The organism is Prosthecobacter debontii, assembly GCF_900167535.1.
GTDB lineage: Bacteria > Verrucomicrobiota > Verrucomicrobiia > Verrucomicrobiales > Verrucomicrobiaceae > Prosthecobacter > Prosthecobacter debontii.
On record NZ_FUYE01000002.1, the window covers coordinates 253,435 to 277,147 of the forward strand.

Genomic DNA, 23,713 nt, shown 5'->3' on the forward strand with positions numbered 1-23,713 from the left:
GCTTCGGATAGAGGTGGAGGCACTGGCACACTCCCCATTTTCACCGCCAACATTCTGAGGCGGTCCAACTCTGGCGGCGCGTGCATTTGGACGGTCGCTGCGTGGCTTTGAGCGACTGCTTGGAGTGATTTCACCACCGCACTCATGGCTTTACGGTTTCGATCGTTTCCGTCGCTCTCTTGAGCTTAAGCTCCATCTCTGCGATTTCCGCTTGGCTTGGATAGGCCATGACAAAACGTATGTCGATACGACGGTTTTTCTGCCTTCCTTCCAGGGTCGAATTGTCCGCGACAGGTCGTTGCTCCCCGTAGCCGCTGATGCCGATGACAGCTCGATGTTGGTGATTCTGCAGAGCCTGAAGCTCTGGCTGGGAGCCTATTAACGCATTGAATGTGCTGATCGCCCGTGAAGATGAAAGTTGCCAGTTGCTCGGAAACTCGGGAGTCCGGATGGGGACGTTGTCGGTGTGGCCTTCGATATAAATGGCCTCCCATTTCAAGGGACTGTCTCCACAGCCTTTGCGAGCCACCGGCAGCATCTCTTGCGCCAGCAGGGCGATGGCGCGTTCACCTGTGGGTTGCAGCTTGGCCTCGCTCGTTTGGAATAAAAGTTCTTCCGGCAGTCTGAGAATGCCGTTGGTTTCATCGAGCTCAACCGCTAGGTTTTGCTCCTCTAACTTGCTGACAAGACGCTGCAGCTCTTCTTTGCGGAGCTGCTCTCGCTCTCGAAGCACTTTAGCCAGCGCGTCCAAAGCTTCCTGAACCTGCTGAGCTTTTCCATGCGCTTGGGTCGCTTCCTCCTTGGCTGCTTGCGCTGCTTGCCTCGCTTCATTAGCCTCGCTTTCAGCCAGTGCAGCATTCTTCAGTGCTTTCAATGTTTCGCTTTCCGCCTGAGCCGCATTCTTCAGCGCCTTCAACGTTTCGTTTTTAGCCGTTTCGAGCTCAGCTGCCTTCAGATGGTAATGCAGCGCCAATGCCGTCGTCAGAATGACAAAGACAAATAAAACCCCTGTCATGAGATCACTGAGCGAAACGAAGTAATTCTCTTCTTCATCTTCCATCAGCAGCGAAGAGGGTTCACGGCGAGGCTTCATGCGGGAGTCGTGGTGGAGATGAGTGCCTGATCCGATGCCTTTCCAGAAGCCGCCTTTGCGCCCTGAGGCAGTTGCTGCTGAAGATCACTCTGGGTCTTCAACGTCTCCGTGAAACGGATGATGTTCGCGTTCATGGCATCCATGCTGCGCGACAACGCATCGGTCGAGTCTTGCCAGACCGTGCGCTGGACACGCAGTTCCTCCTGACTGCTCGAAAGGTCTTTGATGTTCGTGGAAAGCCCCCCGAGGGCCATCACCATGGCCCCTTGCCACTCTTGACTGAATTCCTGCAGCTTTGCGGCATAGCTAGGGAAAACCTCACTCACACTCTCAACCGCACCCGCCAAATGAGTATCGATGGTTAGAATCAGACCCGACAATTCTTCCCACCGTTTAACCACCGTTTCGTTCTGAGAATGAATGCGGGCCACCATTTCTGAAATGGTGTTGGCCGAGCTTGTCAGGTCCTTCGCCGCCGCTCGCGCGGGCTCCAACGCGTCGGGTAATGTGGCAAATTTCAAAGCCACCTCTTGAGCGGAGTTTGATGCCGCCGCAAGTGATGTCTCAATCGGCTTCACCGCCGTCGTAAAGGCATGGGCAATCGACGTCGTATTGTCCTGAACCAGCCCGACTAAGGCATTGAACTCCTCGGGCAGATTCGCCAAGGCCTTGCTGACCGCCTCCAGCCGTTCAGTCACGGACTTCAAATGGACCTCCGTGGCCTTGTGCAGCCCCTTGGTCATTTGTTGGGCAATTTCCGAGAATGCCTTCTCATTCACCTGACTTAGGCTTTCTGCCACCTGACTGCCCATGGAGCCCATTTTTGAGCCCAGATCATCCCCAAGTTGCCCGAGTTTACCCCCCAGACCTGCCGCGACAGCCTCAAGCCTCTCACACAAGATTCGGTGCTGATCCACTCGGGTGGATTGAGTATCGGTGAAGCCATTCATGAGCAAACCCATTTGGTTCGCCGTGGTCGCCTGATACCCTTCGAGCTTTCGCAGAAGCTGGATGGATTCGTAGTGAAGCTCCTCCGCACTCACCACCCGCACACAGCGCCCCAGATCCCGGGCCAACAAGCCCACCACGCGCTCCATTTGCTGGCTGCGATTGCGAAGCCAAATGCCATACAAGACGGAGAGTAAGACCGCCGTGAGCGATGACCAAAACTTGCTGGACGCTGCCACCAAAAGATCGCGCAAAGCAAGGCTGCTGTCCCCATCTGTTCCTGGAGTGATCACTAAACTCGCATTGCCGATGACCACCGCCAAACCCAAGAACGTGATGCACAGCCCCACACCGACCAAGTAGTTGGGGAAAGCACGGTATAACAACAATTGCACATTATGCTCCATCATGTGATCGGAAAGCCGAATCACGTCTGCGGGCACCACGGATGTCTCCAGACGCACACGGTCAGAGCCTTCGTTTTGAACCGGTTCACAGCGCCTTAGAAAAGCGCTGGTTTGACGTGCCAGAGGCTCATCTTCTGAAAGCTGAGAGAGCTCTTCCTGAGCGGCCTCAAATTTTTCCGACGCATAGTGCTGCCAACGCGTTTTCTCTTCCTTGATAGACAAAGCCGAAGAAAGACCAGAAGCACTACGAATTTTTTGGATGATTGTTTCCAATCGTCTGCCATGCAGCCACCAGCGATAAGCGACTGTTGCGGTTACGACAAACAACCCGCTCGAGATAATCCATGGCGTGTGGGGATTGTTAAAGATGCGCGTAAGCCATTCCATCATGCAACTTTACCAGAGTCTTGCATTTTGCCAATGGCGGAAAGCTAGAATATTCAAATCACTACAATAATTATAATTTCAGACTTGGTTTGATGAGGGTCCTTGGCCCATTTGGTTCAATCTCGATCAGATAGGCGTCCGAACTTCGGCATGGCCTAAAAAAATCCAAGACTGAACCTCATTCCCTTGAGACACGGGGTCATCTTGCCACAAGGTCCCTCAGTAAAAGTCTCATCCACAGCCGGACAAACCACGCCCTACATCCCCGCAAATGAGCCCACCCGTAGGGCGGGTTTGTTCTGCTGGCGAGACTGTAACCTTCTCTCCTCTCCGATGCAGAATAACCCGCCTGTTTAGGGGATGTCGAAAGGTAGTGAATGCTCGAAGGCAAAGCCACATCTCTTGATAGGCGGGTAATCCGGCCACGACGACTCACGATGAAAAGGGAATCCACAGCCGGACAAACCACGCCCTACATCCCACATTCGCCATCTACCCGTAGGGCGGGTTTGTTCTGCTAGCGAGACTGCCACCTTCTCCCACTCCGTTGCAGAATAACCCGCCTGTTGGAGCGTGTTGAACGGTCATTGATGATCGAAGACCGAGCCACATCCCTCAAAGGCGGGTTATCCGGCCACAGGACGTTCACTCGAAATCTCATCCACAGCCGGACAAACCCACCCTACGGACGATCACCCCATCTCCTACCTCAGGCCTCCTTCTGGGAACGCAACTCCCACTCCCGTTTCAACAGCGCAAAGACAAACTCGCTCTCCCAAGAGCTCTTGTACCAACGGTGCTCAATGTGGTGGGCCTCCTGCCGGAAACCCAGCCGCCGGAACAGGGAGGCGGCGGCATGATTTTGATCGCTCGTGATCGCGATTACCCGATGCAGGCCCAGAGTGTCAAACCCATACTCCAGCAGGCACTCCAGCGCCTCCATGGCGTAACCCTGGCCCTGATGACTGGGAGCCAAGGTGCCCCAAACTCCATTTGATACGGTTCGTCCTGCAAGCAGTGCAGCCCGCAATCGCCGATCAGGACGTTCGTCGCCCGCTCGACCACGGCCACCTGAAACCAGGTCCCCGGAATCCCAGGCTCGGCGTGATCCTGGCTTTCAATGAGCCGCCGTGCATCCTCCGGGCCGAACGACTCCCACCCCTGATATCGCGCCACCTCCGGCAGCGACCGGTAGTTGCAAAGCGCGTCCCCATTGTCACGCTGCAACCGGCGAAGGAACAGGCGCGGCGTGGATAAAAAGCTGGGGAAGATGTGGCTCATCGCGATGGCTCGGCCTCAAGTTTCAAAATCGTTTTCACCTGACCGAAAACCTCGCTCAGGAACTGACGGATTATCTTGTGATTGGGAGGCATGGGAGGATTTCTGCGCTCGTAGGGCGGGTGTGTCCGGCATCGATAGACTTCTTTACAAGGTAGATCAAGCCGCCGGATTACCCGCCTTTTGGACGTGTTTGGCAGGCAAAACCTGGCAGTTCTGGATTCATGTTTTCAGAAGATCGAAGAGTTCATTCCGGCCCATAAGCCTGCCGGAGTTTGCGGTTCTTGATCTGGCCGCGCTGGCAGTAGGAGCAACCGCAAGGCTTCCGCCCATCCGAGTGTGATTCGGGATAGTAGCGCCAGCCTATTATCTGCTCAGGCGTGTAAATGCGAGTGATGGCCTTCGGTTCAATGGAAACAGGAATCAGCCTCATGCGGCAAGTCCATCGGTGATGATTTGTTCGACACCGCCCTTGGCCGCACCGGGCAGAGGATTTTTCTTTTGTAGCAAGGCCGCCTTGTCCCGGAACTCAGCGACGATATCTGGTCGGGAGCGTTTCACCAGCTCCCGAAAAAAAGCTTTGTTCGGTTATCTATATAATCAATACTTTCATTTCCACTGATCCAGAGTTGAAGAATCTACCTCGCCTCGTAGGCAAAGTTCATCAATCAGGTCCAAAGCATGTCGCCGCAGAATTCCATCTCGATTTTCGTGATACAAACGCTTTATGACTCTGCTTGCCGTTGCAATATGAAATGAGAGGCGATCTGCATGATCTTCTACAGGCTCATCCAGTCGATTTATCAGCGACTGGATAATGTCAAAAACGACATGCGGCAATACAGATCGACTATCAGAAATGGCCTCGATCAGATTGCTAGGCGCCCTCGTGAAAGCACGTGTGGTCACGAACTTTTTCAATACATCTTCCAACTGATTAAAATCTAAAGGAGCTCTTTTCTGACTGTGATACAGCCCCGAGCCAATAGCACGACAAACATCCAAATCAGGATCGTTCGCTAGGGTCAAGAACGTCTTAATCGTCCAAGATCGATTCGCTTCGATGTCTAAATTATGACTCGCAATTTCTGCACACTTGGCACGAACTTTGGGATCTGTTGAATTGACCAATTTTGAAGCAATATCCACGGCGTTGAGGCCAGACACTACAGCAATACACACCAAATGAGTGCCCGCCCTGCGAACTTCAGAAAATTCCGAAGCTAACATATTTTCCAGTATTGGGCGCAATGTTGACCAATGATCACGTAAACTTGCCCTGATAAATCGGATTGACCATTGACCCGCCAAAACATGTGGATCAGGAAGGTTTTCTGTAGCCAGAATAACAAACAACTCCACCGAAAATCTACGATGCTGTGTAGCATATGCCACTGCATAGCATATTGATGCTAATTCGGCTCTGATCACGGCATTCGGATCTCTCATCATCGCAGGGAGATGGTGTGCAATTCGCGAGACGATCGACGGGTCTTCCCAAAGTTTGACTCTCAGGACTTCCAAAGCTCGGCCACGAACACTGTTAGACGCTTGACCGAGTAAATGTTCGGCTCGCCTCCCTTCCTCGGGTTGAGAAGAAGTTAATGGTGGTAGGGCTCCTTCTATAGCGTGCTGCATCAGTATCAGAAAAGCAGTATCTGAGAGATGTTCCGATGGCACTTTTTGAAGTAACCGAAGTACATCCATAGCCCATTTTTCTCCTAGCCGGTGAAACTCCATTGCAGCTTTTTCTGCCATCTCAATCTTCAAATCCGAGCTGGCAAGTCCGTGCGCTAGGCTCTCGAGAAAGCCCTCGTTCGTCATCCCATCACATGCAGATAAGTACTCCACAAAAACGCCGGGGTTTCTTTTGATCGCATCTATCAATAGATCGCCAAACCCAGTTTCATGTCCAAACTCATACCTCCTCGGGGCATTTGCAAGCCGTGCCTTACGGGTTACCAAAGCCTCATAGTAGTCAGCAGGTCCCCACTCCCCCAAAGCAACTTTGTTGATTGGCTTGCTTTTATAGCTTTCTACGAAATATCGACGAACTGAGTCAAACTTTCGCTCCCACTCATCACTCTTCCTTGATCCTTGGTTAGACAATAGCTCCCGGGGAAAGGAACGAAGTAGAATCATTTGCTGATATCCTCGCCAATTTCCCAAGCATCGTTTGATTTGATCGTCAGGATGTCGGCCATGCATCTCCCGCTTTGGATAGCAGCTAAGAATGGCAGACTCTACTGACATCAATTCTTCTTTGGAAAATCGTTTTGCGTGATTCTGAAGAATTACGCGTGCAATCAACTTGTCACCATACGTCAAAAAGAATGCTTCTTCGTCACGCGAGAGAAAGTCTATCGCAAGGGCAGTGAATTCAGCTCCTTCTCCACATAAAACGCCTGCATAAATGGTATGACAGCCATCTGAAGATGAAGATCTCAATTGCATCAGCCACTCGCGAGCTTCCTCATGATGGGTTTTCACCATCTTTTGAAGAGCCCTCACAAGGGAACTTGAGAGAACTTGATCTGGGCTGATATACCCACTTTCTTCGTCCCCTTTCTCATCTTGAATCCACAGATGCCAAGAGTCTGGGACCTTCATAATTTCAGGAACTATGTGGGAAACAAACTCAACAGGGTTTGCAGATGCAGATGCTCCGATTTGTTCAGAATCTATTGTATGATGCTTGATCAACTCGTATTCCTGGTCACCCCATGATGCAACCCTAGCTTGGATGTAGACAGCGATCCATTCAGCCAACCAAGCAGGCTGATTTTTAGCGAGGTCTTCAAGTAATGTGTGAAAGCGTTCCTGGTATTCTTGCTGCTGATTATGGCGATCAAAATTTTCTCGCGCTTCTGCGAGCAGCCAGTCAAAAGTTTCCCGGCTATTTCCAGCCTTAGAGAACCGTGCGAGAAAATCTAACGCAGTATCAAATTTCGAATTTTCACGTAAAGGAGCAATAATCTGCCAAACCGTTTCCTGCTCGACATTTTGGTGCTTGTTCAAAACACGAAACAGCATACCAACCGACATCGCCCCTGCATTTTGCAGCCAGTTCGTAAAAGCCCCTGAAGACACTGATACCTTAAATAGAGGTAATGAAACAGAGAATGCGTCGAACACATGACGCGCCCAAGTCCCTCTGTTGCCCGAATCAAAATCGATCAAGCTCTGTTCAAGATAGAGTCTCAATATTTCCCACTCCTGGATAGAAGGATCTTGAACATCACACAAGACAGCAACCAAGAGTTGCTTCAGGTGGGCTCTAACATATTTTGCTTCAAGGATTCGTTGTGCTTCATCCAAGTATTCTCCAAGGTTTTCATCTCTCAGATAGGCCATGACCTGTCGCAACTGTCCCCGTTGAATCAGTGTTTGATCGCTTCTCAGTAAATAGGTCAAGAGCGTCTCCCCTCGCTCGTCAAAAAAGCGAGCAAAACAATAATCAAAAAATGACTCATGACCGAAACGAATAGTGTCCTTTCCTTTGGTCAAAACTCCATTTGTAAGCATCCAGTTAATCGCTAGTGGAGAAAAGCTCTGGAGAGACTTTGCAGAAACCGCAAGCGGGGCATCCACACTATCGGAATGCGCAGAAGGAGCAATCGCAAGAGCTACCTTCGAGAGTTTTTCAGTGATGTTACTCAGAATTTGATGCCAAAAATTAGCCTCCCACTGGGGGAAGTTTTTGGCCATATCACTCTGCTTTTTGTCCCAGTATGCATCAAAGAGCTTTTTGGGTGTGATAATCTTGGGCAATTCCTCATCGGAAGGATGTGTTTCAATCAATACAGCAAGGTATTGTGGGATACGAAGCAACTGCTGATGCTGTTGTGGGGAAAACGATGCTGCATCCATCCCATTGCTAGAGAGTAAAGCCGCAATCTCTCCATCCGATAGCGGCTCAACTTTATAAATACCTTTGTCAGCCTCGCTCTCCTTTTGGTTACAATGCAACTTTTTCAGTCTCCCGTCATGCTTCCAATCCACTTCCCGACAAGCAATAACCAAATGGATAGACATGTGATAACGGTAGCCCCGCAACTCCTGGATCAATTCACTAGCTCTCAGAAACAGATTTCCGGTTCTACCAGAATATTCGCTAACGGCATCCAATTGATCGATAACCACCACCACATGATCTCCGGCCGCCGCAAAAGCGACTGCTCTTGCAGGAGGAATAGTTAGGCCTAGATTTTCCTGTAGCTGGCTGGTAGTTAGTGAAGCTGGAAGATCGTCCAGACGAAAGGCGAGGACGGGCCATCTTTTTTCCTGGCACAACTCCACGATTTGCATCATCACCGCACTTTTGCCACCACCAGGAGAACCGAGGACCACAATATCCTCTCCCATTTCAGACGCGGCCATCACCTCCACAATATCAGTGGCGATTTTACGCGGCAGCGGTGGCTGAATGAGTTTATCACGAATACCATCCACATAAGAACGGGTTTGCCGTTCGAGCCGCTCGATCACTCGATGATCACCGAAATATGGACTCCGCCTAACTCCTTTCGTGGCTAGCCAATTCCACAAATCGCTGCTTCGCACCTTTTTATGCAAGTGTGTAAAACAGAAATCTCGTAAATGAGTGTGGGCGTCAACTGCATCCCCATCCACCAAATATTTCAAGATATGCAGGCAAGAGCTTTCGACTTCTTTTTCGTCGGCGTGGCGTGTAGAAATTCTCTGAAGACGCTCCCAGCAATCTTGCTCATCTAGCGCCCACCGTTTCAACAACTCCTGATACCAAGCTTTGTAATCGCCAGTAATGTAATGCTCTTTAAAAAGGGCCGAATTTTCGGAGCGCCGTGCTCGTTCAGCTAAATATCCAAGCTGGACCGCGGGTATCGTGGACACGAAATGACACCTAGCATTAGGATCCATTGAACGATTTTTGAAATCAGACAGGACGTCCTGGGCATCTAAATTGGCCATCGTCCATTCACTCCGGCTGCCAAAAGCCCTCTTTACCTGATGGTGCTCTTCACGGTCACCGATCCCCAGAATAAAATCCACTCCACTTTCACCAGGAAGCCCACCCAAGCGAATCCAATCGGCGCGCTCATCCATCACTTCAAGGAAGTGCCGGACGGTCCAAGTAAACTCCAACGAGATACCATCTTTGAGGGCTTCTTCACCACGCAAGCTACTCATGAGAACATTCAATCTCATCCTTAGCAGCCTGCAAGATTACGCTTGAGTTTTGAGCATTTTATCCACCCGGTCCGGGCATGAGACATGCATCTTTAGTTTATCGTCGGCGGTTGGAGGCCTGGGTGGAGATGATGCGGGCGCGGAAGGCGGCGGAGGTTTTGGCAGAGGAAAAACGGGCGGAGGAGGCTGCCGAGGCGGAGTTGCGGGCAGGAGTGCCCACACCATTTTTAGAAGAAGAGAAGCGGAGAGGAGTCTCCGCGCTCCTCTCGGGGGCTGAGCGGCGGAGTGTGGCTGCGCTCGCAAGAGCGTGGGGGAGTAAAGATGAGGGTGGTGTCAGCGGGACCACCTTTTTGCCAAGGCGGCTAAGGAGTGGCCCTGTCGAGCTTTTGAGCCGTCCGAGAGCCGTTTTTGAGCCAGGGACTGCTGACCCAATGGGTTCGTTTTCAAGACCCTATGCTGATTCCCAAGCCCCGAGAAGAGCCTGAACATCCAAAACACAACAAAAGGCATCAAAACACAACAAAGCGGGTGGGTTTGACCCGAAAGGCGAGGGCGGGAAACCGGGTCGGGAGTGGGTGCCCGCAGGAGGTGGCTAGGCCCAACAAGGCGGGTTTGCACAAAACTGGCTGCAAAGAGGGCGATTCGGTGCTAGGGAGGCCGCCCCTCATGCTTACCCTCCGCGACGTCACCAAGACTTTCAATGCCCGCACGCTGTTCGGCGGGGCCAACATGACTGTAAACTACGCCGAGCGCGTGGCTCTGGTCGGCCCGAATGGTGCGGGCAAATCCACGCTGTTTTCCCTGATCCTGAAAGAAGATGAACCGGATGCGGGCGAAGTGATCCGCGATGAGTGGACGACGCTGGGTTACCTGCCCCAGGAGAGTGAACCGGTGGGCGATGAAACGATCCTGGATGTGGCCACAGGTAAGGCGGGGGAAATGGAGCGGCTGGAAAAGATCCTGCGCGAGCATGAGGAGCGGGGGGACGTCTCCGCACCGGAATACAATGAGGCGCACTCCAAACACGACGCGCTGAACGACCCGCAGGCCGAGGCGAAGTGCAAAAAGATCCTGAAGGGTTTCGGTTTCAAAGAAGAGGACTTCAACAAACCGGCGCGCGAGTATTCGGGTGGCTGGGTGATGCGTGCGCACCTGGCACGACTGCTGGTGATCGAGCCCGATCTGCTGCTGCTGGATGAGCCGACGAACCATCTGGACCTACTCTCCCTGATGTGGTTCCGCAATTACCTGAAGAACTATCCCGGTGCGATCCTGCTGATCTCTCACGACCGCGACTTCATGGATGAGCTGATCGAGACGGTCTATGAGATCGAAGAGAGCAAGCTGGTGCAATATCAGGGCAACTACAGCGAGTATCTGAAGCAGAAGGAAGAGAACTGGGATCGTGCCTACCAAGCCTGGAAGAACCAGCAAAAGGAGATCGAGGCGATGCAGGAATTCATCGAACGCTTCCGCTCCGTGGCCTCGAAAGCTTCGCAGGCCCAGAGCCGCGAGCGTCAGCTGGAAAAGATGGAGAAGCTGGATCGTCCGCGCCCCCTACGTAAGGCTTTCCGTTTCAACTTCCCTCAGCCGCAGCGCAGTGGCCAGCGTGTGATCGCGCTGACGGACATCCATCAGGCCTATGGCGAGAAGAAGATCTACCAGGGCCTGGATCTGGAGATCGAAAAAGGCGAGCGCACGGTGTTGGTCGGCCCGAACGGTGCTGGTAAATCCACGCTGATCAAGATCATGGCGGGTGAGGTGGCTTTCCAGAAAGGTGAACGCCGCTTCGGCACGAATGTGAAGATGGGTTATTTCTCCCAGCACCGTGCGGATACCCTGGAACCTGAGCTGACCATCCTGGAAGAGCTGAAGCGCTGCGCGCCTGAACTGCGTGAAGATGACGCCCGCAGCATCCTGGGCAGCTTCCTTTTCAAACGTGAGGATGTGTATAAGAAGTGCAAAGTGCTGAGCGGTGGCGAAAAGAGCCGCCTGAACTTGGTAAAGTTCCTGGTGGACCCGCCTAACCTTCTTTTGATGGATGAGCCGACGACGCACTTGGACATCTGGGCGATCGAGGGTCTGATCCTGGCACTCCAGAAGTTCGAAGGCACCCTGGTTTTCATCTCTCACGACGTGCACTTCATCCGCAGTCTGGCCACCAAAGTCCTGCACATCAATGCGGGCACGGTGACTCCTTACAGCGGCGGTTACGACTACTACCTGGAGAAGACCGGCGCGGAGGAAAACGCCCGCGCGGCGGTCATCGCCCAGTGATCATCAATCAGTCGATCAAGTCCAGATCATGCCGTGGGGGTTTGATCTGGCAGGGTAACGGCGGCGGACTATCTCGCTCAACCACCGCAGTCAATTCGGCATCGCTGGTGAAACCCATCAGTTTCGACAAACCGATGCGGTTGGCCGAGATCCAATGTACCACCTTCCGAGCCATGGCCTGCATGCCCGGGCTGGCCAGCCGACCCGCCCATGCCCGATACTCCCGCAGCGCCCACAGGCAAATGACCCAGGCGCCTGCTCCCTGCCAAACCTCTCCTGTATCCGCCAGGATGACGATCTCCTGATCGGCCTGAAGATGGCGGATGGCAGGGAGGCGCTGAGCCGCCTCCGGCGAATCGTAGGGCAGAAAGTCCAACCGCACATAGGCGGGCTGAGCACTGAGCCAGCGCCTCACCTGGGAGCACAGGCCGCAGCGGGCATCATAGAAAAGGGTAAGTGTGTTCATAACCGTTCATCGGGGTTCATTGGTTTAATGATCCGTTAGGCCTCAACCTTCAGCATGGGTGGCACGGGAGGAGGCATCGTGGCAAGCTGACCGCGCTTTCTCAGGCGGGCAAAGATCAGCAGGTTAAAGAAGTGCATGACGCCGAGCGCGAGCAGCACGATGCCCATTTTCCCGCTCAAGACCTCGAACACACCCTGCGCGCCATCAATCGTCTCTCGAGTCTTGAGGTAGAGCGAGACGAAGCCGATGTTGATGAGGTAAAAACCCACGACGAGCAGGTGATTCACACTGTCCGCGAGTTCCGTGTTGCCTTGGAAACACTCGACCAAAAAGATCCGCCCGTTTTTGTGCAGAGTTCGGGCGACCCAGATGGTCATTGTAATGGCCAGGATGAGGTAAAGGGCATAGGTGGTGATGGTAGCATTCATAGGTATTGAGGTTTGGGTTAGGGTGAACGAATCAGAGGGTGAAGAAAGTGGCGGCACGCGGCCTAACGGAGCGTTTTTCAGGTATGGCCTGCCGCTCAATTCTTGGCGGCAGGGTTTCCGGCGTCTGGATGTCCCAGGCTAGGCCGAGGCCCTTGAGCAGACAGATGAACCACCAGCCGGGATCATGGTGATGACGCTTCAGGCCCAGTTTGGCCGATTCGGGATAGGCATGGTGATTGTTATGCCAGCCTTCCCCCATCGTGATGAGGCCCAGATGCGGGAGGTTGTATCCCTGCACGGCATGGCCTTGCAGATGCCAATCTCGACGGCTGCCATTGTGCGCCAGATAACCGATGAACCAATGCCCGGTAAGGCTCACCACAATGCGCACCGAGATTCCCCAGACCACCCAGGCCCAACTGCCAAAGGCATACAGGAGGAGGGCCCAGGGGAGTTGCTGCAGCATCCAGGTGCGCTGCATCCAGCGATAAACCGGATCATGGGCCACCTGAGGCTCAATGGTAAAGGCGGGTGGGTGCTCCAGCTTTAACTCAGCATGCGTCTGCCAAAACCAATCACGCCAAACCGGCCCCTGATCGGTGTAGAAGGGATGACACTTTGGCTGCCGCTGGGCCCAGTCCCTAATGTCGTGCATGTGGAGAATGCGATGCGGACCGCCCATGCCAACGAGAGTGCCTAGATGAACCAGCGCATACTCCAGCCAGAGAGGGCATCGAAAGCTACGATGCACCAGCAGGCGATGCAGCCCGACGGTGTGTCCCAGGCAAAGCGTCAGCAGGGTGAACACAAACGACACGAGGACTGCATCAAGGCTGAAAGTGAACCAGCCACCGATCAACGCGAGGAACGCATGCGCGGTGAACCAGAGCGACTTAATCGGACTCCAGACCACCCTGCCCTGGATGGGGTTGGTCTGACTGTTAACCGGGTGCATGCGCGGTTCATGAGCACCTGGGAGGCTTTGAATTGCATTCATAATACTGAACTTTCGGATATTTTTGAAAGTCACGAGCAAATAAAAAGATCAGCTCAACAAGCGCATGGCCCACTGAAGGGCGGAGGCATGCTTCATCCCGGAAACCACATCGGAGACCTTCATGCCGAACTCCACGAACTCCTGAAGCTCCTTCATGTGCTGGTGAAACTCTTTACCGGGTCCTGCCTTCTCGTCCTTGGTCTGCTCAGAGCAGTTTTTCAGAACCGACAAAGCGGGGTCCAGCTCGCGGCGTTTACGCTCACGAGCGATGGTGATGAACATTTTCCAGACATCCTTTTCGGCTTCGAAATACTCCCGGCGTTCACCCTTTTTAACCACCACACGCACCAGGCCCCAGCCGACGAGCTCGCGCAGGTTCGTGTTGGCATTGCCCCGGCTCACCTTGAGGCGCTCCATGATCTCCTCCGTGTGCATCGGCTCCGGTGCTGTCATGAGCAAAGCGTGGATCTGAGCCATGGTGCGGCTGATCCCCCACTGGCTTCCCAGAGCCCCCCACTGGGCAATGAACTCCTCTCGCGAGGTTTCCCAGGGGGCGGTTTCAGATTTCATCTTACTTTCAGTCTATTCTGAAAGTTTTGACCCGCAACTGATTTCACATCGAAAGTTTTAACTGCCCACTTCCGCCAGCAATTCATCCACGAGACGTGGCACTTCCACGCTCGCAGGGCCTTGGCGGTGCTCGGTGAAGTGGCTGCTGATCTCTGTGCTCTCAGGATTGATCTCGATCAGGCGCTGAGCACCATTCTCGGCCGCCAATCGAGCAAAGCCTGCCGCCGGATAAACGACACCCGAGGTGCCGATGCAGATGAAGATATCCACAGTCTCCAAAGCGCGTGTGATCTCGTCGATGTGATAAGGCATCTCGCCAAACCAGACGATGTCGGGCCGGAGCTTGCCCGTCTTCCCGCACTCAGGACAAGGTGTCTCCACGAACAAGTCTTCACGCCAGTCCAGCACCACCCGACACCAGACACAACGGACTTTGGCCAGTTGACCATGCATGTGCAAGAGCTTTCGCGCACCGGCACGTTCATTGAGATCATCCACATTCTGTGTGATGTGGAGGAAACTCCCTGGCCACTCGCGCTCCAACCTAACTAGGGATTCATGGGCTGCGTTCGGCATAACCGTCTTCAAAGCTGCCCGTCGCAGGTTGTAAAAGCGATGTACCAATTCAGGCCTGTGTTTGAAGGCCTCAGGCGAGGCCACTTCCTCGACGCGATACCCCTCCCACAGACCATCCACGCCGCGAAAAGTCGGCACGCCGGACTCTGCGGAGAGTCCGGCACCGGTGAGAATGACGATGCGGGGATGGGGCATCAATGACATGTTACTTGGCAGCTTCCTGATACGTCAGTGCGACCTGGGTCTGTCCATCGGATTCGGTCGAGATCGTGAGGCCTAGGATGGTCTTTCCATCATCCTTGGTGGCCTGGATATTACCCGCTTTGTGTTCGTCAGAAAAACTGCTGGTGACTTCATACCCCTGGCTCTTGAGATCCGTTTCATAGTGCTGATACACCTGCGCGGAAGGAGCCGCCACCTTACCCACGGCGAGACCGCTAACGCCGCCATCAGGCCGCTGCATGCGTGCACCACCCTCTTGCAAAGCTAAGCCAGGATACAAAGGCACCCAGGCAGGCGGCGCAGTCGCAGCCGCATTGCCACCCGTGATGATTTGACCATCAGGCCCTTTGATCACCATGCCTTCCGTTTCGGCCTTGGAGGCATCGACCGTGTATTCTTCGCCTTTGCTGTTTTTGATCTTCATTTTACCCTTTTCGAAATCCTCATAGGAGATCGTAGTCGTCTCACCGGAGGACTTCAGTTTAAAGGTCACTTCACGTTTCGTGTCGTCGGTGTTCAGTACCTCGACATCAGGGTTCATCTTCAGCGCCAGCATTGTTGCCGCCTTGGCAGGATCCTTTTCAAACTCAGCCGCTGCTTCTCTAATCTGCGGCATGAATTTGGCCACCAACGCACCTCCGGCTAAGAAGATGAGAACGATCAAGCCCAAACAGCCGATGCCCGCGATGGCGAGGCCTGACATGCCTTTTTTCTTCGGGACAGGAGGTGGAGATGCATGAGAACTCATAGGAATATCAAAGGTAGTTAGGTTGGTTTACTTGCGGCTCGGCCCCGTCTTCGATCTGACCTATTCAGTTCAGATTCGAAAGCGATCCAGCAACACCCCGCATTCAAAGCCTCTATTTCCCGGCGAGCCGTTCCAAAGATGCCTTTAAATTCGAACGTGCTACAGCTTCATAACGGTCAGCGAACAGCTCTGTGACATAGATACTCTTGCGGTTGAGAAAGGTTTCCAAAACACGAATCCGCCCCTGCCTATATTCGTTTTCATTCACCCATCCGTATTCCTGACGGATCGCACGTTCATAGGCCCAAAAGCACTCCTCGGGCTGGCCTAGAATTGCGAGATCAATGTCACACATCAAACCCGCATCGGGCGTCTTATCCGGCACATGCTGTTTGGTCAAAAGAATGAGTCGGCGCACCTGCTTGATCAGATCTTTAGGTGCATCAGCTTCCTCCAAGACATCGCGTGCCCAATTGGCACTCAGCTCTTCGTTCTTCGAGGTCGTTTGAGGATCATAAATCGCATCGTGAAACCACAGCGCAGTCTCTAGGATGGCCGGTTGCTGCGCCTGATCATGCACGCCGTCCAACTCTTTGAGACAGGCTTCCAAATGATGGAGATTGTGATAGGCACGGCGCGGCTCGGAGTAGGCCGCACACAGCCCGCCAAAACAGGGCTCCTGAACCTGTTTGACACCCAGCTTTCCCCATAGCTGAATCCACCGCTGTAAATCGATACGCGAGAGGGATTCATACCTCTCCACAAAGTCCATCAAACGCGCCCGTGAAAGAGTTTGATTGTCATGATAAAAACTGTCGGGCTTATCCTGTCGCGACAATGACGCGTCTGACTGAGAACCCAACCACAACGAAAAAGCCTCTCGGCTTTCAAAACACTGAGCCATGTTCTCAGCGAGGAGCAATTGACCATCCCAGACCTCGCCGTAATAAAAGCGGCCCTCATGATAGGTCAGCCCCATGCCACAGTAGTCCCGATGTCCATACGCAAGCACATGGCCTCGCTCCAGGATACGAGCGACGCGTTCTGCAAAGACGAACTCATAAGGCTGGGAGCTAGAGGCCATATCGACGCTAGAAGGACTCTTCGAGAATGGAAGGAAAAGAGCGAGATTCAGACGGTGGGGTGAATCGGGGATTATCGACAGGAACCTTGGGAGCGAAGCTGGGAGCAAGCCGATCATCCACAGGTAGCCTTGGCGTCAGGGTAGGAGAAAGCGGATAAGCGGATTTGTTTCCACCTTCAGATCTCGAATGGAATTCGTTCAAGATCCTCTCGGTCTCGCGAGTGTTGTAACGTGTCGAGGGAGAAGTTGCGCAATTGCGGACGGCTTGGAACGCAATAAAAATCATGATGCCGATGACGATCCGAGGGAAAACAGAGTTGCTGTCAGGCACCTCTCTGGGGGGCACATAAGGCTTCGGTTTTTGCCAAGATCTGACCGCCATTCCAGTGTGGCTTTTCATTTTCTCGACAGCTTCTTCATAATCCCGCTGGGATTCCACCGATAGAGGCTGGCCTTGAACCAGCTTCTTCGCCGCGGCGATGAATTGCTTGAACCAAAAGCGGCCTTGGTCTGGCGTCACGGGCATGACATCACACAGAGCACGGGACGTGAGATTCAATAGCCGGAGTTCCATCGGTGCTTGGGAAAAGTCATTCTCATCGAGCAGTTTTTTACAATCTACATACGCCCCCTGATGGGCATAACCCAAGGCGGCATGACTCACATGCAGCAGCCAGGTATGATCCCTCATGCCCTCACGCACCACATGCTGACTGACCTCAGACGCATCACGGTTGCGCCGGCAGCAGCGCAGACTGGTGACGAGATTACTCAACATCCAAGCTTCGGCATCCGGCCGCTTGTAGTCTTGCCACATCCAATCCACACAAGGGCGATAAGCCTGGCTGTTCGTGAGGGCATAGCTCACTTTTCCCCAGATCTCACTCCGACGACGCATCTCGGCATCGCAGCGCTGAATCCACTGCACCACAGCAGGATCAGCTTGCCGGGCTTCACCGTTCATCTCCAGGTAAACCGAGACGGCGGGATCCAACCGGGCCCCAAGTCTGGGCATCCACCGGGCCAGCTGAATCCAGGCCAGCCAGTTCTTCTTTTGACTTTCCCTTTGAGTCCAGAGGATAGCGAAGGCAGGGCCAATCGTATCTTCCTTGACCACCTGCACCAGCACCTCATCCAACACCGCCAGGCAGCGACGGTTGTGCTGCTGAAAGTAATCCAACATCAGAGAAAGCAGCGGCCCCAACATGTCGGGCTGGGTGGCTAAAGCCATCAGATGCTCACGGACACCATCCAGATCTCCCGCATGTGCAGCAGCCAGCATCAGATAAGTTCGCCGAATCAAACCGACCGTGCCATCTGGCATCAGCGCAGTCGCGGCTTCATGCAAGGCAGCGATGTCCTTTTTCTCCCAATAGTAACCTAACAAACGATGCGCTGCATAAGGCACTGTTGGATCGATGTGCAAAGCCCTTTTTAAAAGCTCAATTCCCGCCTCTTGCTGGTGATCATGCAGCTCGGCGTCCGCCGCCGTGCAATAGGGAGCGGATGACCTCGGGCTGAGGCGAATCATTTGTTCAGCCGCCTCGCGCCAAGGCTTCAATTGACCGGATTGCTCGGCCCAATTTGCAATCATCTCCCAGCCCCAATAGTAATCTCGATGCACCTCGACGATGTCCTTCATCTGCTGCATGGCAGCTTTGGCATCTCCTCGCACAGCCTTTAGCCAGGCGAGACGGCCTCGGATATTGAAGGGCATGGCCGCTTCGTCTTGGAAGGATCGGCGAAGAGACGCTTCCGCTTCATCCAAGCGACCGAGACGCGCCAAGATGTCTGCCCGATGATCCATGGCATCGATTAGGCGGGGATTCAGCTCGATAGCCCGATCCAGAGCGGCCAAAATTTCTGTCACCCGCTCCAAGGGTAAGAGATTGGAATAAACATGCCAGGAGCGCGCCTCCAGAGGGCGCTGCTCGGTCAAGGTTCTCGCCATCTCCAATAACTGATCCTGCCGCTGGAGGATGCCGGCCCACGCTTTCAGGAAGTTCCAGGCCCAATCCTGTCCAGGGTCCGTTTGAGCCGCTTTCGTGGCCATGTCCCAGGCTTCTTCGCGCTGCTCCTTACGCCACAACAAAGTAGCGAGGGCTGCTTTCAGGCTCATCTCCAGAGGCAGCCTGACGATCGCCCTCCTGAGCGTGGCTAGTGCTTCATCACCACGACCGGCATCATCCTGATAATCGGCCAGCAGACGCCAAGCTTCCGCCCAGTCTGGATTCAATTGCGTGGCTTTTGTCGCCGCTTGGATGGCTCCATCATGATCGCCATCCAGGCGCAAAACCGTCGCCAGATCAGACCACGCGGCAGGGAATAATGGAAAACGCTCTACAGCCTGTCGAGCCAATTGGGTCGCTTCCTCTCGATGACCACTGGCATCCAACAGCTGCAGGATCAATACCGACCATGCCTCCCAAAGATCCGGCCGAGCTTGCCAGATTTCCCGCAGCTCGATGACAAGTTCTTCAGGGGCCAGGACGGTGAAAGCGAGTGCACGATAAGCATGCAGGGCATTGCCATCCAGGACCTGCCGGATCATCTCTGTGCGGATGAAAGCGAGCTCGGCTCGCTTTGCTTCAGTGCCCGTCATCAGGCTAAGCATCTCACCGAAAGCAGGTGCATAGTTTACATTCATCCGCACGGCTTGACGCTGGGCTTGCACGGCCTCGGCTTCTCGCCCAGCTAAGGTCAGGGCGGTGCCTAACACAGAGTGGCTCGCTGATTGATCCGGTGCTACGACACAGGCTTTTTCAGCCGCAGCCAGAGCCGCTGCAGAACGGCCCATTTCGACTAGAATCAAAGCCTTCTCTCGATGACCCCACGGATCCGTCGGATGTAGCGTGATCATGCTTTCCACATGGTCCAGAGCTTTCTGAAGGTCTGCATCCTTCAGCCACCCGACCAGCAGTTGCCCGAGTCCATAGTGATGTGGAAAAAGACCACATACAGCTTGAAGATGTGTGATTGCCTCTGCATTCCCCTGAGAAGCGGCCAGCTCACGAGCCAGGGCATGATGCGCATCCAAAGCCAAGGGCTCCTGCTCCAGAATCTGACGCCAAAGCCTGACCTCCTCCGCATGCTCACCACAGCGGCGATGAAGCGCGATGCGTGCGCGCAGCCATGAGCCCGGCAGCACTTGTCCACGGGCCCGCTCCAGCACAGTAGCAGCCTCGGCATGATCACCCAGGCGGGTTTCCATCTTGGCGAGCTCCAGCAGCAATTCACCATCCGCTGGACGCAACGCCACTGCCTCACGAACCACATCCACGATTTCCTCCCGACCTAACATGTCCAGGGCCTGCATAAGGGTGATGGCCGGGGCACCGGATTTCGCACCGTAATCCCGCACCCGCCGTTGCAGCCACTGAAGCGCTTCTTCACCGCGCTTTTGGCTAACGGCGTAGCTGAACCATTGCTGGGCATAGCCTTCAACCTTGTCAGAGAAGGCAGCCGCGAAACGATAGTATTGTAGGATTTCAGCCTCCTCGCACTCACGCGTGCGACGCATGAGATCGGCCAGACGGACGAGCAGCAGGCCATCTGATGGCATCAAGGCATGCGCCCGCCATAGGATGCGCCGAGCCTTCGGCCAATCCTGGGCATCACTCATCAGCTCCACCCCCCATTCACGCAGCAAAGCCGGGTGATTGAAACTGACATCACGGAGCAGCTCCAGTCGCGCGTCACGGTGCCCGATGGAGCGCAGCACCATCATTTTCCAGTAGATCAAACGCGGATCGCGAGGGAAAGCCTCCAGCAAGCGATCCAGACCTTCCAGCTTGGCCACATCGTTGCCGTCAAAAGAGGCCAAGGATAAACGCCCCAACAGTACCAAACGATGGCTGGAATCCAGAGACTCCATGGTTTGCAACGTCGTCACCGCCGTCTCGCGGTCATATTTAGAGAGCGCTTGGCTGAAACGATAATTGAGGTCGTGAATCTCCGCTTCAGGGAGTTCCAGACGATTCAACCACGTTGCTTTTTCTGCCGGAACGATAACCATGCCACGCGGCCCCGTGAGAGCATAATTGGCTAGGAAAGCTTCAGCCGGAACTTCTCGGTAATGTGGTTCGCTGGGATCTTGAATGAAAATCGTCTCGCGCAGTTCGTCGTAACCAATCACCGCTTGAGCATGGGCATTGCCTACATCCACAGTGCTCAGTTCAAAAGGCACTCCAGCGTCAATGAGCAACCTTACGGCATCCGTGGTGACGCGGAACTCCCGACAGGCGAAACCGTTGGCCTCGCACCAAGTACGTGCGGTATGATCATAAGTGCCATCGTAACAAATCGCGTCCACGATCTGCTCCATGGTGATGGGCACCTGCCAGAAATGAGCGATCGCGGCCAAGGTCGCCGGGGCGCAGGTGTTGTGTTTTTGATGCACAAACTCAAAAGGCAGACGCACGCGCTTACCGGGGCTTGAGGCCTGCTTCAAGCGCGTTGCAAAGCCTGTGTAGTAGTCATTGCCGACCGCTTCAGCATATTCGGCGGCCTTGGGGTAGTCCCCCTTCAGATGGAAGATATCGGCACGATAGGATTGCAACCAGGCCTGCCCAGCAGAATCTAACAGCAACGATTCAGCCTCGACACGATCCGCCAACTCGGCCATGCCGGCATGATCATCCAGCTCACGTTTCAAGCTCATCAACTGAGCCGTCACGGCATAACTTTGAAGGTGTTGCGAGGCCTCCGTGAGGAATTGAACGGCTTCATCCGCACGACCGAGCAGGTGAAGCATGCGGCCGCGATGCTGTACCGCCGGACGAAACCAGGGTCGGGTATGAAGTGCCTCATCTAGAGCCTCCAAAGCCTCAAGACGCTTTTCTTCGCACTGAAGAATGCTCGCTTTTTCAACCAGCAACCAAGCCCGATCAGGACAGAGCGCGAAGGCTTCCTGCCATAGCTTCCACGCCGTTTCAAAGTCTCGATATGTGCCTGCCGTGATCGCCCGAATGGTTTTCAGATCAGCAAGCGCCTGCCCCCCGATCCCCGGCGAGGACTCCGCCTTCAGCGCATGCTGCCAAGCGGCCAGATGGCCCTGCTCATTGCGGACATGATACCCGTAATGCACCACGGCCTCTGGATGCGCCGGAGCCTCACGATAGGCACGGGTGATCAGCAGGTCTGCCAAACGTGATGCCCCTAGATTGCCAGCGAGCCGGAAACCGAGCGTCAATGCCTCTGGGCCTGCCCATGCCTGAAGAGGCCCAGCCTTCAAAGCTACGCGGCAGGCATCCAGATATCTACCCGCCTCATAATTTTGACGGACCTCAGCCAGTAGAGCAGAGTCCACAGACAACCGGTCTTTTAATGGGTATCGGTCTTTTAACTTATGCGAGTTGAGATTCTCTGCCATGCGTCAAGCAGCAGATAACGACTAAGCAGCTGCCTGAATCAAGACGGGATTTCATTTCAACCTCAAGATACTGGACTTAAGAGGCCTTTCCCTCAAGGCACGGGCCGAGGCTTGGCTTTATTGGGGCGAGCGCGATGTTTGGTGTCCACCTCCACAGCTTTGGCTTTGATGGCTTCGGTCATCGCCTCGTCCTGAGCTTTGAGCCAGGTTTCATAACCCTTCTTGCGGCTCGCCAGATACTTGTAGGTGTCAAAGATGGCCCCGTTACCGAGTGCACGCGGGTCTCCCTCTTCCTTGAGCATCGTCATCATCTTTTCGCGCAGTTCATTCATCACCGGGGCATGCGCCAAGTCATTGGCAAGGTTGATCACACCTTCGGGATCGCTCTTCAGATCATACAATTCGTCGGCTGGACGTTTGCCGAAGGACATGTCGTAGTAAGTGCCGCCGAGTGCCTTCAGCAGCTCTTTGGTGGGGCTGGGATCACAGTTGCCGTAGTCGGTTTCAGGATTGCCCGCAGGCCAGCGCTCGGGATTGAAGTTATGCACGTAGAGATAGTCCTTGGTGCGGATGGCTCGCACGGGATAACCCCAGTCGTTAGGCCGTCCCAGGTCATGCCGTTCTTTACCGGCGAGCATCACTTCGCGATTTTCGATGAACCCAGATTGGTCGGACTTGAGGATGCCCAAGAGGCTTTTGCCTGTCATCTGCTCGTGGGGCTTGAGACCCGCAAGTTCCATAAATGTAGGGGCAAAGTCGCGCACGTTGATGAAGTCCTCCACCACACGGCCAGCCTTGATGCCCTGACCCCAACGCATGGCCAGAGGCAGATGGAAGCCATCCTCATGAATCTGCCCCTTCACATAGGGGAACGGCATACCGTGATCGGAAGTCACGACGATGAGTGTGTTGTCGAGTGCGCCTGCTTTTTCGAGGGCTTCAATCGCACGGCCAATGTGGGCATCGGCATACTCCACTTCCACGGCATAATCGGCGAGATCACCGCGCACGATGGAGGTGTCAGGAAAGTAAGGAGGCACCACCACCTCTTCCAATTTCTTGCCCAATCGCACACCGGAATCGAGTTCATAGGCACGATGGGGCTCTTGAAAACCCATCCAGAAACAGAAGGGCTTGCCCTTATCCCGTTGAGTTAAAAATGCATCGAAGTTCTTGCTGTAATCATTTTGGCCGATGCCTTTCGCGGGCGGAACGATCTTATGCTCGTCGAAACTCGGTCCTGCAGGATTGTTCACGCGTCCGCTGTGCTTGAAGTCGCCAGGGCCCCAGCCTTTCCCCGTGAGGCCAATGGAGTAACCCGAAGCTTCGATCAGATCGGGATAGACGGCGAATTTGGCCGGAAAGAGACCGTTGTGGCAGGAGGCTTCTTCGAGCTGCCAAGTATTGCGTCCCGTCAGAATGCTGGCGCGACATGGGCTGCACTTGGGATTGGATGTATAAGCATTTTTGAAAAGAATCCCTTCTTTGGCGATGCGATCAAAGTTCGGCGTCTTAACCCAGGTGGAACCATAGGCACCAGCATCACGCCAGCCCCAGTCATCAAAGATAATGAACAACACGTTAGGCCGAGAGGCCTCAGCGGCCGACAAAATCGGAGCCGTCAGGGCCAGCAAAGAACACAAGGTGAAGAGAAGGCGTTTCATAATGAAGGTGGTCAAGTCAACGTAGATC

18 protein-coding genes are annotated in these 23,713 nt (G+C 54.2%); 1 reads left to right on the forward strand and 17 read right to left on the reverse strand.

The window, feature by feature from the left end:
- Positions 1 to 142 precede the first annotated feature (142 nt).
- The 8 genes from B5D61_RS03395 to B5D61_RS26960 all read right to left on the reverse strand — a co-directional run bounded on the left by B5D61_RS03395 (position 143) and on the right by B5D61_RS26960 (position 9,502).
- The gene (locus B5D61_RS03395; RefSeq protein WP_078811898.1) at positions 143 to 1,093 is read right to left on the reverse strand and encodes an OmpA/MotB family protein; all 951 of its coding nucleotides are present in this window, start codon (positions 1,091 to 1,093) and stop codon (positions 143 to 145) included.
- Positions 1,090 to 2,838, reverse strand: coding sequence for a hypothetical protein (locus B5D61_RS03400; protein ID WP_139373030.1), 1,749 nt, complete (start codon positions 2,836 to 2,838; stop codon positions 1,090 to 1,092). Before B5D61_RS03400 ends, B5D61_RS03395 begins: the two co-directional genes overlap by 4 nt.
- Positions 2,839 to 3,544: 706 nt before the next feature.
- Entirely contained in the window at positions 3,545 to 3,811 is a 267-nt protein-coding gene (locus B5D61_RS26950; RefSeq protein WP_281251741.1) for a GNAT family N-acetyltransferase, read from the reverse strand.
- Complete coding sequence (locus B5D61_RS27045) at positions 3,718 to 4,116, reverse strand: GNAT family N-acetyltransferase (RefSeq protein WP_217698904.1); 399 nt, start codon at positions 4,114 to 4,116, stop codon at positions 3,718 to 3,720. Before B5D61_RS27045 ends, B5D61_RS26950 begins: the two co-directional genes overlap by 94 nt.
- Before the next feature lie 244 nt (positions 4,117 to 4,360).
- Positions 4,361 to 4,546, reverse strand: a complete 186-nt coding sequence (locus B5D61_RS25590; RefSeq protein WP_139373031.1) for a hypothetical protein — start codon at positions 4,544 to 4,546, stop codon at positions 4,361 to 4,363.
- Positions 4,543 to 4,674, reverse strand: coding sequence for a hypothetical protein (locus B5D61_RS26955; protein ID WP_281251742.1), 132 nt, complete (start codon positions 4,672 to 4,674; stop codon positions 4,543 to 4,545). The genes B5D61_RS25590 and B5D61_RS26955 overlap by 4 nt, the downstream gene beginning before the upstream one ends.
- A 48-nt stretch (positions 4,675 to 4,722) precedes the next feature.
- The gene (locus B5D61_RS03410) at positions 4,723 to 9,282 is read right to left on the reverse strand and encodes an NACHT domain-containing protein (RefSeq protein WP_139373032.1); all 4,560 of its coding nucleotides are present in this window, start codon (positions 9,280 to 9,282) and stop codon (positions 4,723 to 4,725) included.
- Between the two features lie 97 nt (positions 9,283 to 9,379).
- Positions 9,380 to 9,502, reverse strand: coding sequence for a hypothetical protein (locus B5D61_RS26960; protein ID WP_281251743.1), 123 nt, complete (start codon positions 9,500 to 9,502; stop codon positions 9,380 to 9,382).
- A 446-nt stretch (positions 9,503 to 9,948) separates the two neighbouring features.
- On the opposite strand from B5D61_RS26960, the gene B5D61_RS03420 reads away from it, so the two are divergent.
- Complete coding sequence (locus B5D61_RS03420) at positions 9,949 to 11,559, forward strand: ABC-F family ATP-binding cassette domain-containing protein (RefSeq protein ID WP_078811902.1); 1,611 nt, start codon at positions 9,949 to 9,951, stop codon at positions 11,557 to 11,559.
- Positions 11,560 to 11,566: 7 nt separating this feature from the next.
- Here B5D61_RS03420 and B5D61_RS03425 read toward each other — a convergent pair whose 3' ends face one another.
- The 9 genes from B5D61_RS03425 to B5D61_RS03465 form a co-directional block, all read right to left on the reverse strand.
- Positions 11,567 to 12,025 carry a thiol-disulfide oxidoreductase DCC family protein gene (locus tag B5D61_RS03425; RefSeq protein ID WP_078811903.1) on the reverse strand — a complete coding sequence of 153 codons (459 nt, stop codon included), beginning with the start codon at positions 12,023 to 12,025 and terminating at the stop codon, positions 11,567 to 11,569.
- A gap of 35 nt (positions 12,026 to 12,060) precedes the next feature.
- Positions 12,061 to 12,453, reverse strand: a complete 393-nt coding sequence (locus B5D61_RS03430) for a hypothetical protein (RefSeq protein ID WP_078811904.1) — start codon at positions 12,451 to 12,453, stop codon at positions 12,061 to 12,063.
- 31 nt (positions 12,454 to 12,484) lie between these two features.
- On the reverse strand, positions 12,485 to 13,450 hold the full coding sequence (locus B5D61_RS03435; protein ID WP_139373033.1) for an acyl-CoA desaturase: 966 nt from the start codon (positions 13,448 to 13,450) through the stop codon (positions 12,485 to 12,487).
- 48 nt (positions 13,451 to 13,498) lie between these two features.
- Positions 13,499 to 14,020 carry a GbsR/MarR family transcriptional regulator gene (locus B5D61_RS03440; protein WP_078811905.1) on the reverse strand — a complete coding sequence of 174 codons (522 nt, stop codon included), beginning with the start codon at positions 14,018 to 14,020 and terminating at the stop codon, positions 13,499 to 13,501.
- A gap of 57 nt (positions 14,021 to 14,077) precedes the next feature.
- Positions 14,078 to 14,800 (reverse strand): Sir2 family NAD-dependent protein deacetylase, encoded by a 723-nt coding sequence (locus B5D61_RS03445; RefSeq protein WP_078811906.1) that lies wholly within the window; start codon positions 14,798 to 14,800, stop codon positions 14,078 to 14,080.
- A 1-nt stretch (position 14,801) separates the two neighbouring features.
- A complete protein-coding gene (locus B5D61_RS03450; protein WP_078811907.1) occupies positions 14,802 to 15,566 on the reverse strand; it encodes a hypothetical protein in 765 nt (254 codons plus the stop codon).
- 112 nt (positions 15,567 to 15,678) lie between these two features.
- Positions 15,679 to 16,650 (reverse strand): HD domain-containing protein, encoded by a 972-nt coding sequence (locus tag B5D61_RS03455; RefSeq protein ID WP_078811908.1) that lies wholly within the window; start codon positions 16,648 to 16,650, stop codon positions 15,679 to 15,681.
- 7 nt (positions 16,651 to 16,657) lie between these two features.
- A complete protein-coding gene (locus tag B5D61_RS03460) occupies positions 16,658 to 21,958 on the reverse strand; it encodes a tetratricopeptide repeat protein (protein ID WP_176159204.1) in 5,301 nt (1,766 codons plus the stop codon).
- 155 nt (positions 21,959 to 22,113) lie between these two features.
- Positions 22,114 to 23,685, reverse strand: a complete 1,572-nt coding sequence (locus B5D61_RS03465; protein WP_078812165.1) for a sulfatase family protein — start codon at positions 23,683 to 23,685, stop codon at positions 22,114 to 22,116.
- Between the last annotated feature and the right edge of the window lie 28 nt (positions 23,686 to 23,713).

Excerpts from the sequence above, each read along its gene's own strand:
- B5D61_RS03395 (WP_078811898.1), bottom strand. The coding sequence starts at position 1,093 with ATGAAGCCTCGCCGTGAACCCTCTTCGCTGCTGATGGAAGATGAAGAA.
- B5D61_RS03400 (WP_139373030.1), bottom strand. The coding sequence starts at position 2,838 with ATGATGGAATGGCTTACGCGCATCTTTAACAATCCCCACACGCCATGG.
- B5D61_RS27045 (WP_217698904.1), bottom strand. The coding sequence starts at position 4,116 with ATGAGCCACATCTTCCCCAGCTTTTTATCCACGCCGCGCCTGTTCCTT.
- B5D61_RS25590 (WP_139373031.1), bottom strand. The coding sequence starts at position 4,546 with ATGAGGCTGATTCCTGTTTCCATTGAACCGAAGGCCATCACTCGCATT.
- B5D61_RS03410 (WP_139373032.1), bottom strand. The coding sequence starts at position 9,282 with ATGAGTAGCTTGCGTGGTGAAGAAGCCCTCAAAGATGGTATCTCGTTG.
- B5D61_RS03420 (WP_078811902.1), top strand. The coding sequence starts at position 9,949 with ATGCTTACCCTCCGCGACGTCACCAAGACTTTCAATGCCCGCACGCTG.
- B5D61_RS03425 (WP_078811903.1), bottom strand. The coding sequence starts at position 12,025 with ATGAACACACTTACCCTTTTCTATGATGCCCGCTGCGGCCTGTGCTCC.
- B5D61_RS03430 (WP_078811904.1), bottom strand. The coding sequence starts at position 12,453 with ATGAATGCTACCATCACCACCTATGCCCTTTACCTCATCCTGGCCATT.
- B5D61_RS03435 (WP_139373033.1), bottom strand. The coding sequence starts at position 13,450 with ATGAATGCAATTCAAAGCCTCCCAGGTGCTCATGAACCGCGCATGCAC.
- B5D61_RS03440 (WP_078811905.1), bottom strand. The coding sequence starts at position 14,020 with ATGAAATCTGAAACCGCCCCCTGGGAAACCTCGCGAGAGGAGTTCATT.
- B5D61_RS03445 (WP_078811906.1), bottom strand. The coding sequence starts at position 14,800 with ATGTCATTGATGCCCCATCCCCGCATCGTCATTCTCACCGGTGCCGGA.
- B5D61_RS03450 (WP_078811907.1), bottom strand. The coding sequence starts at position 15,566 with ATGAGTTCTCATGCATCTCCACCTCCTGTCCCGAAGAAAAAAGGCATG.
- B5D61_RS03455 (WP_078811908.1), bottom strand. The coding sequence starts at position 16,650 with ATGGCCTCTAGCTCCCAGCCTTATGAGTTCGTCTTTGCAGAACGCGTC.
- B5D61_RS03465 (WP_078812165.1), bottom strand. The coding sequence starts at position 23,685 with ATGAAACGCCTTCTCTTCACCTTGTGTTCTTTGCTGGCCCTGACGGCT.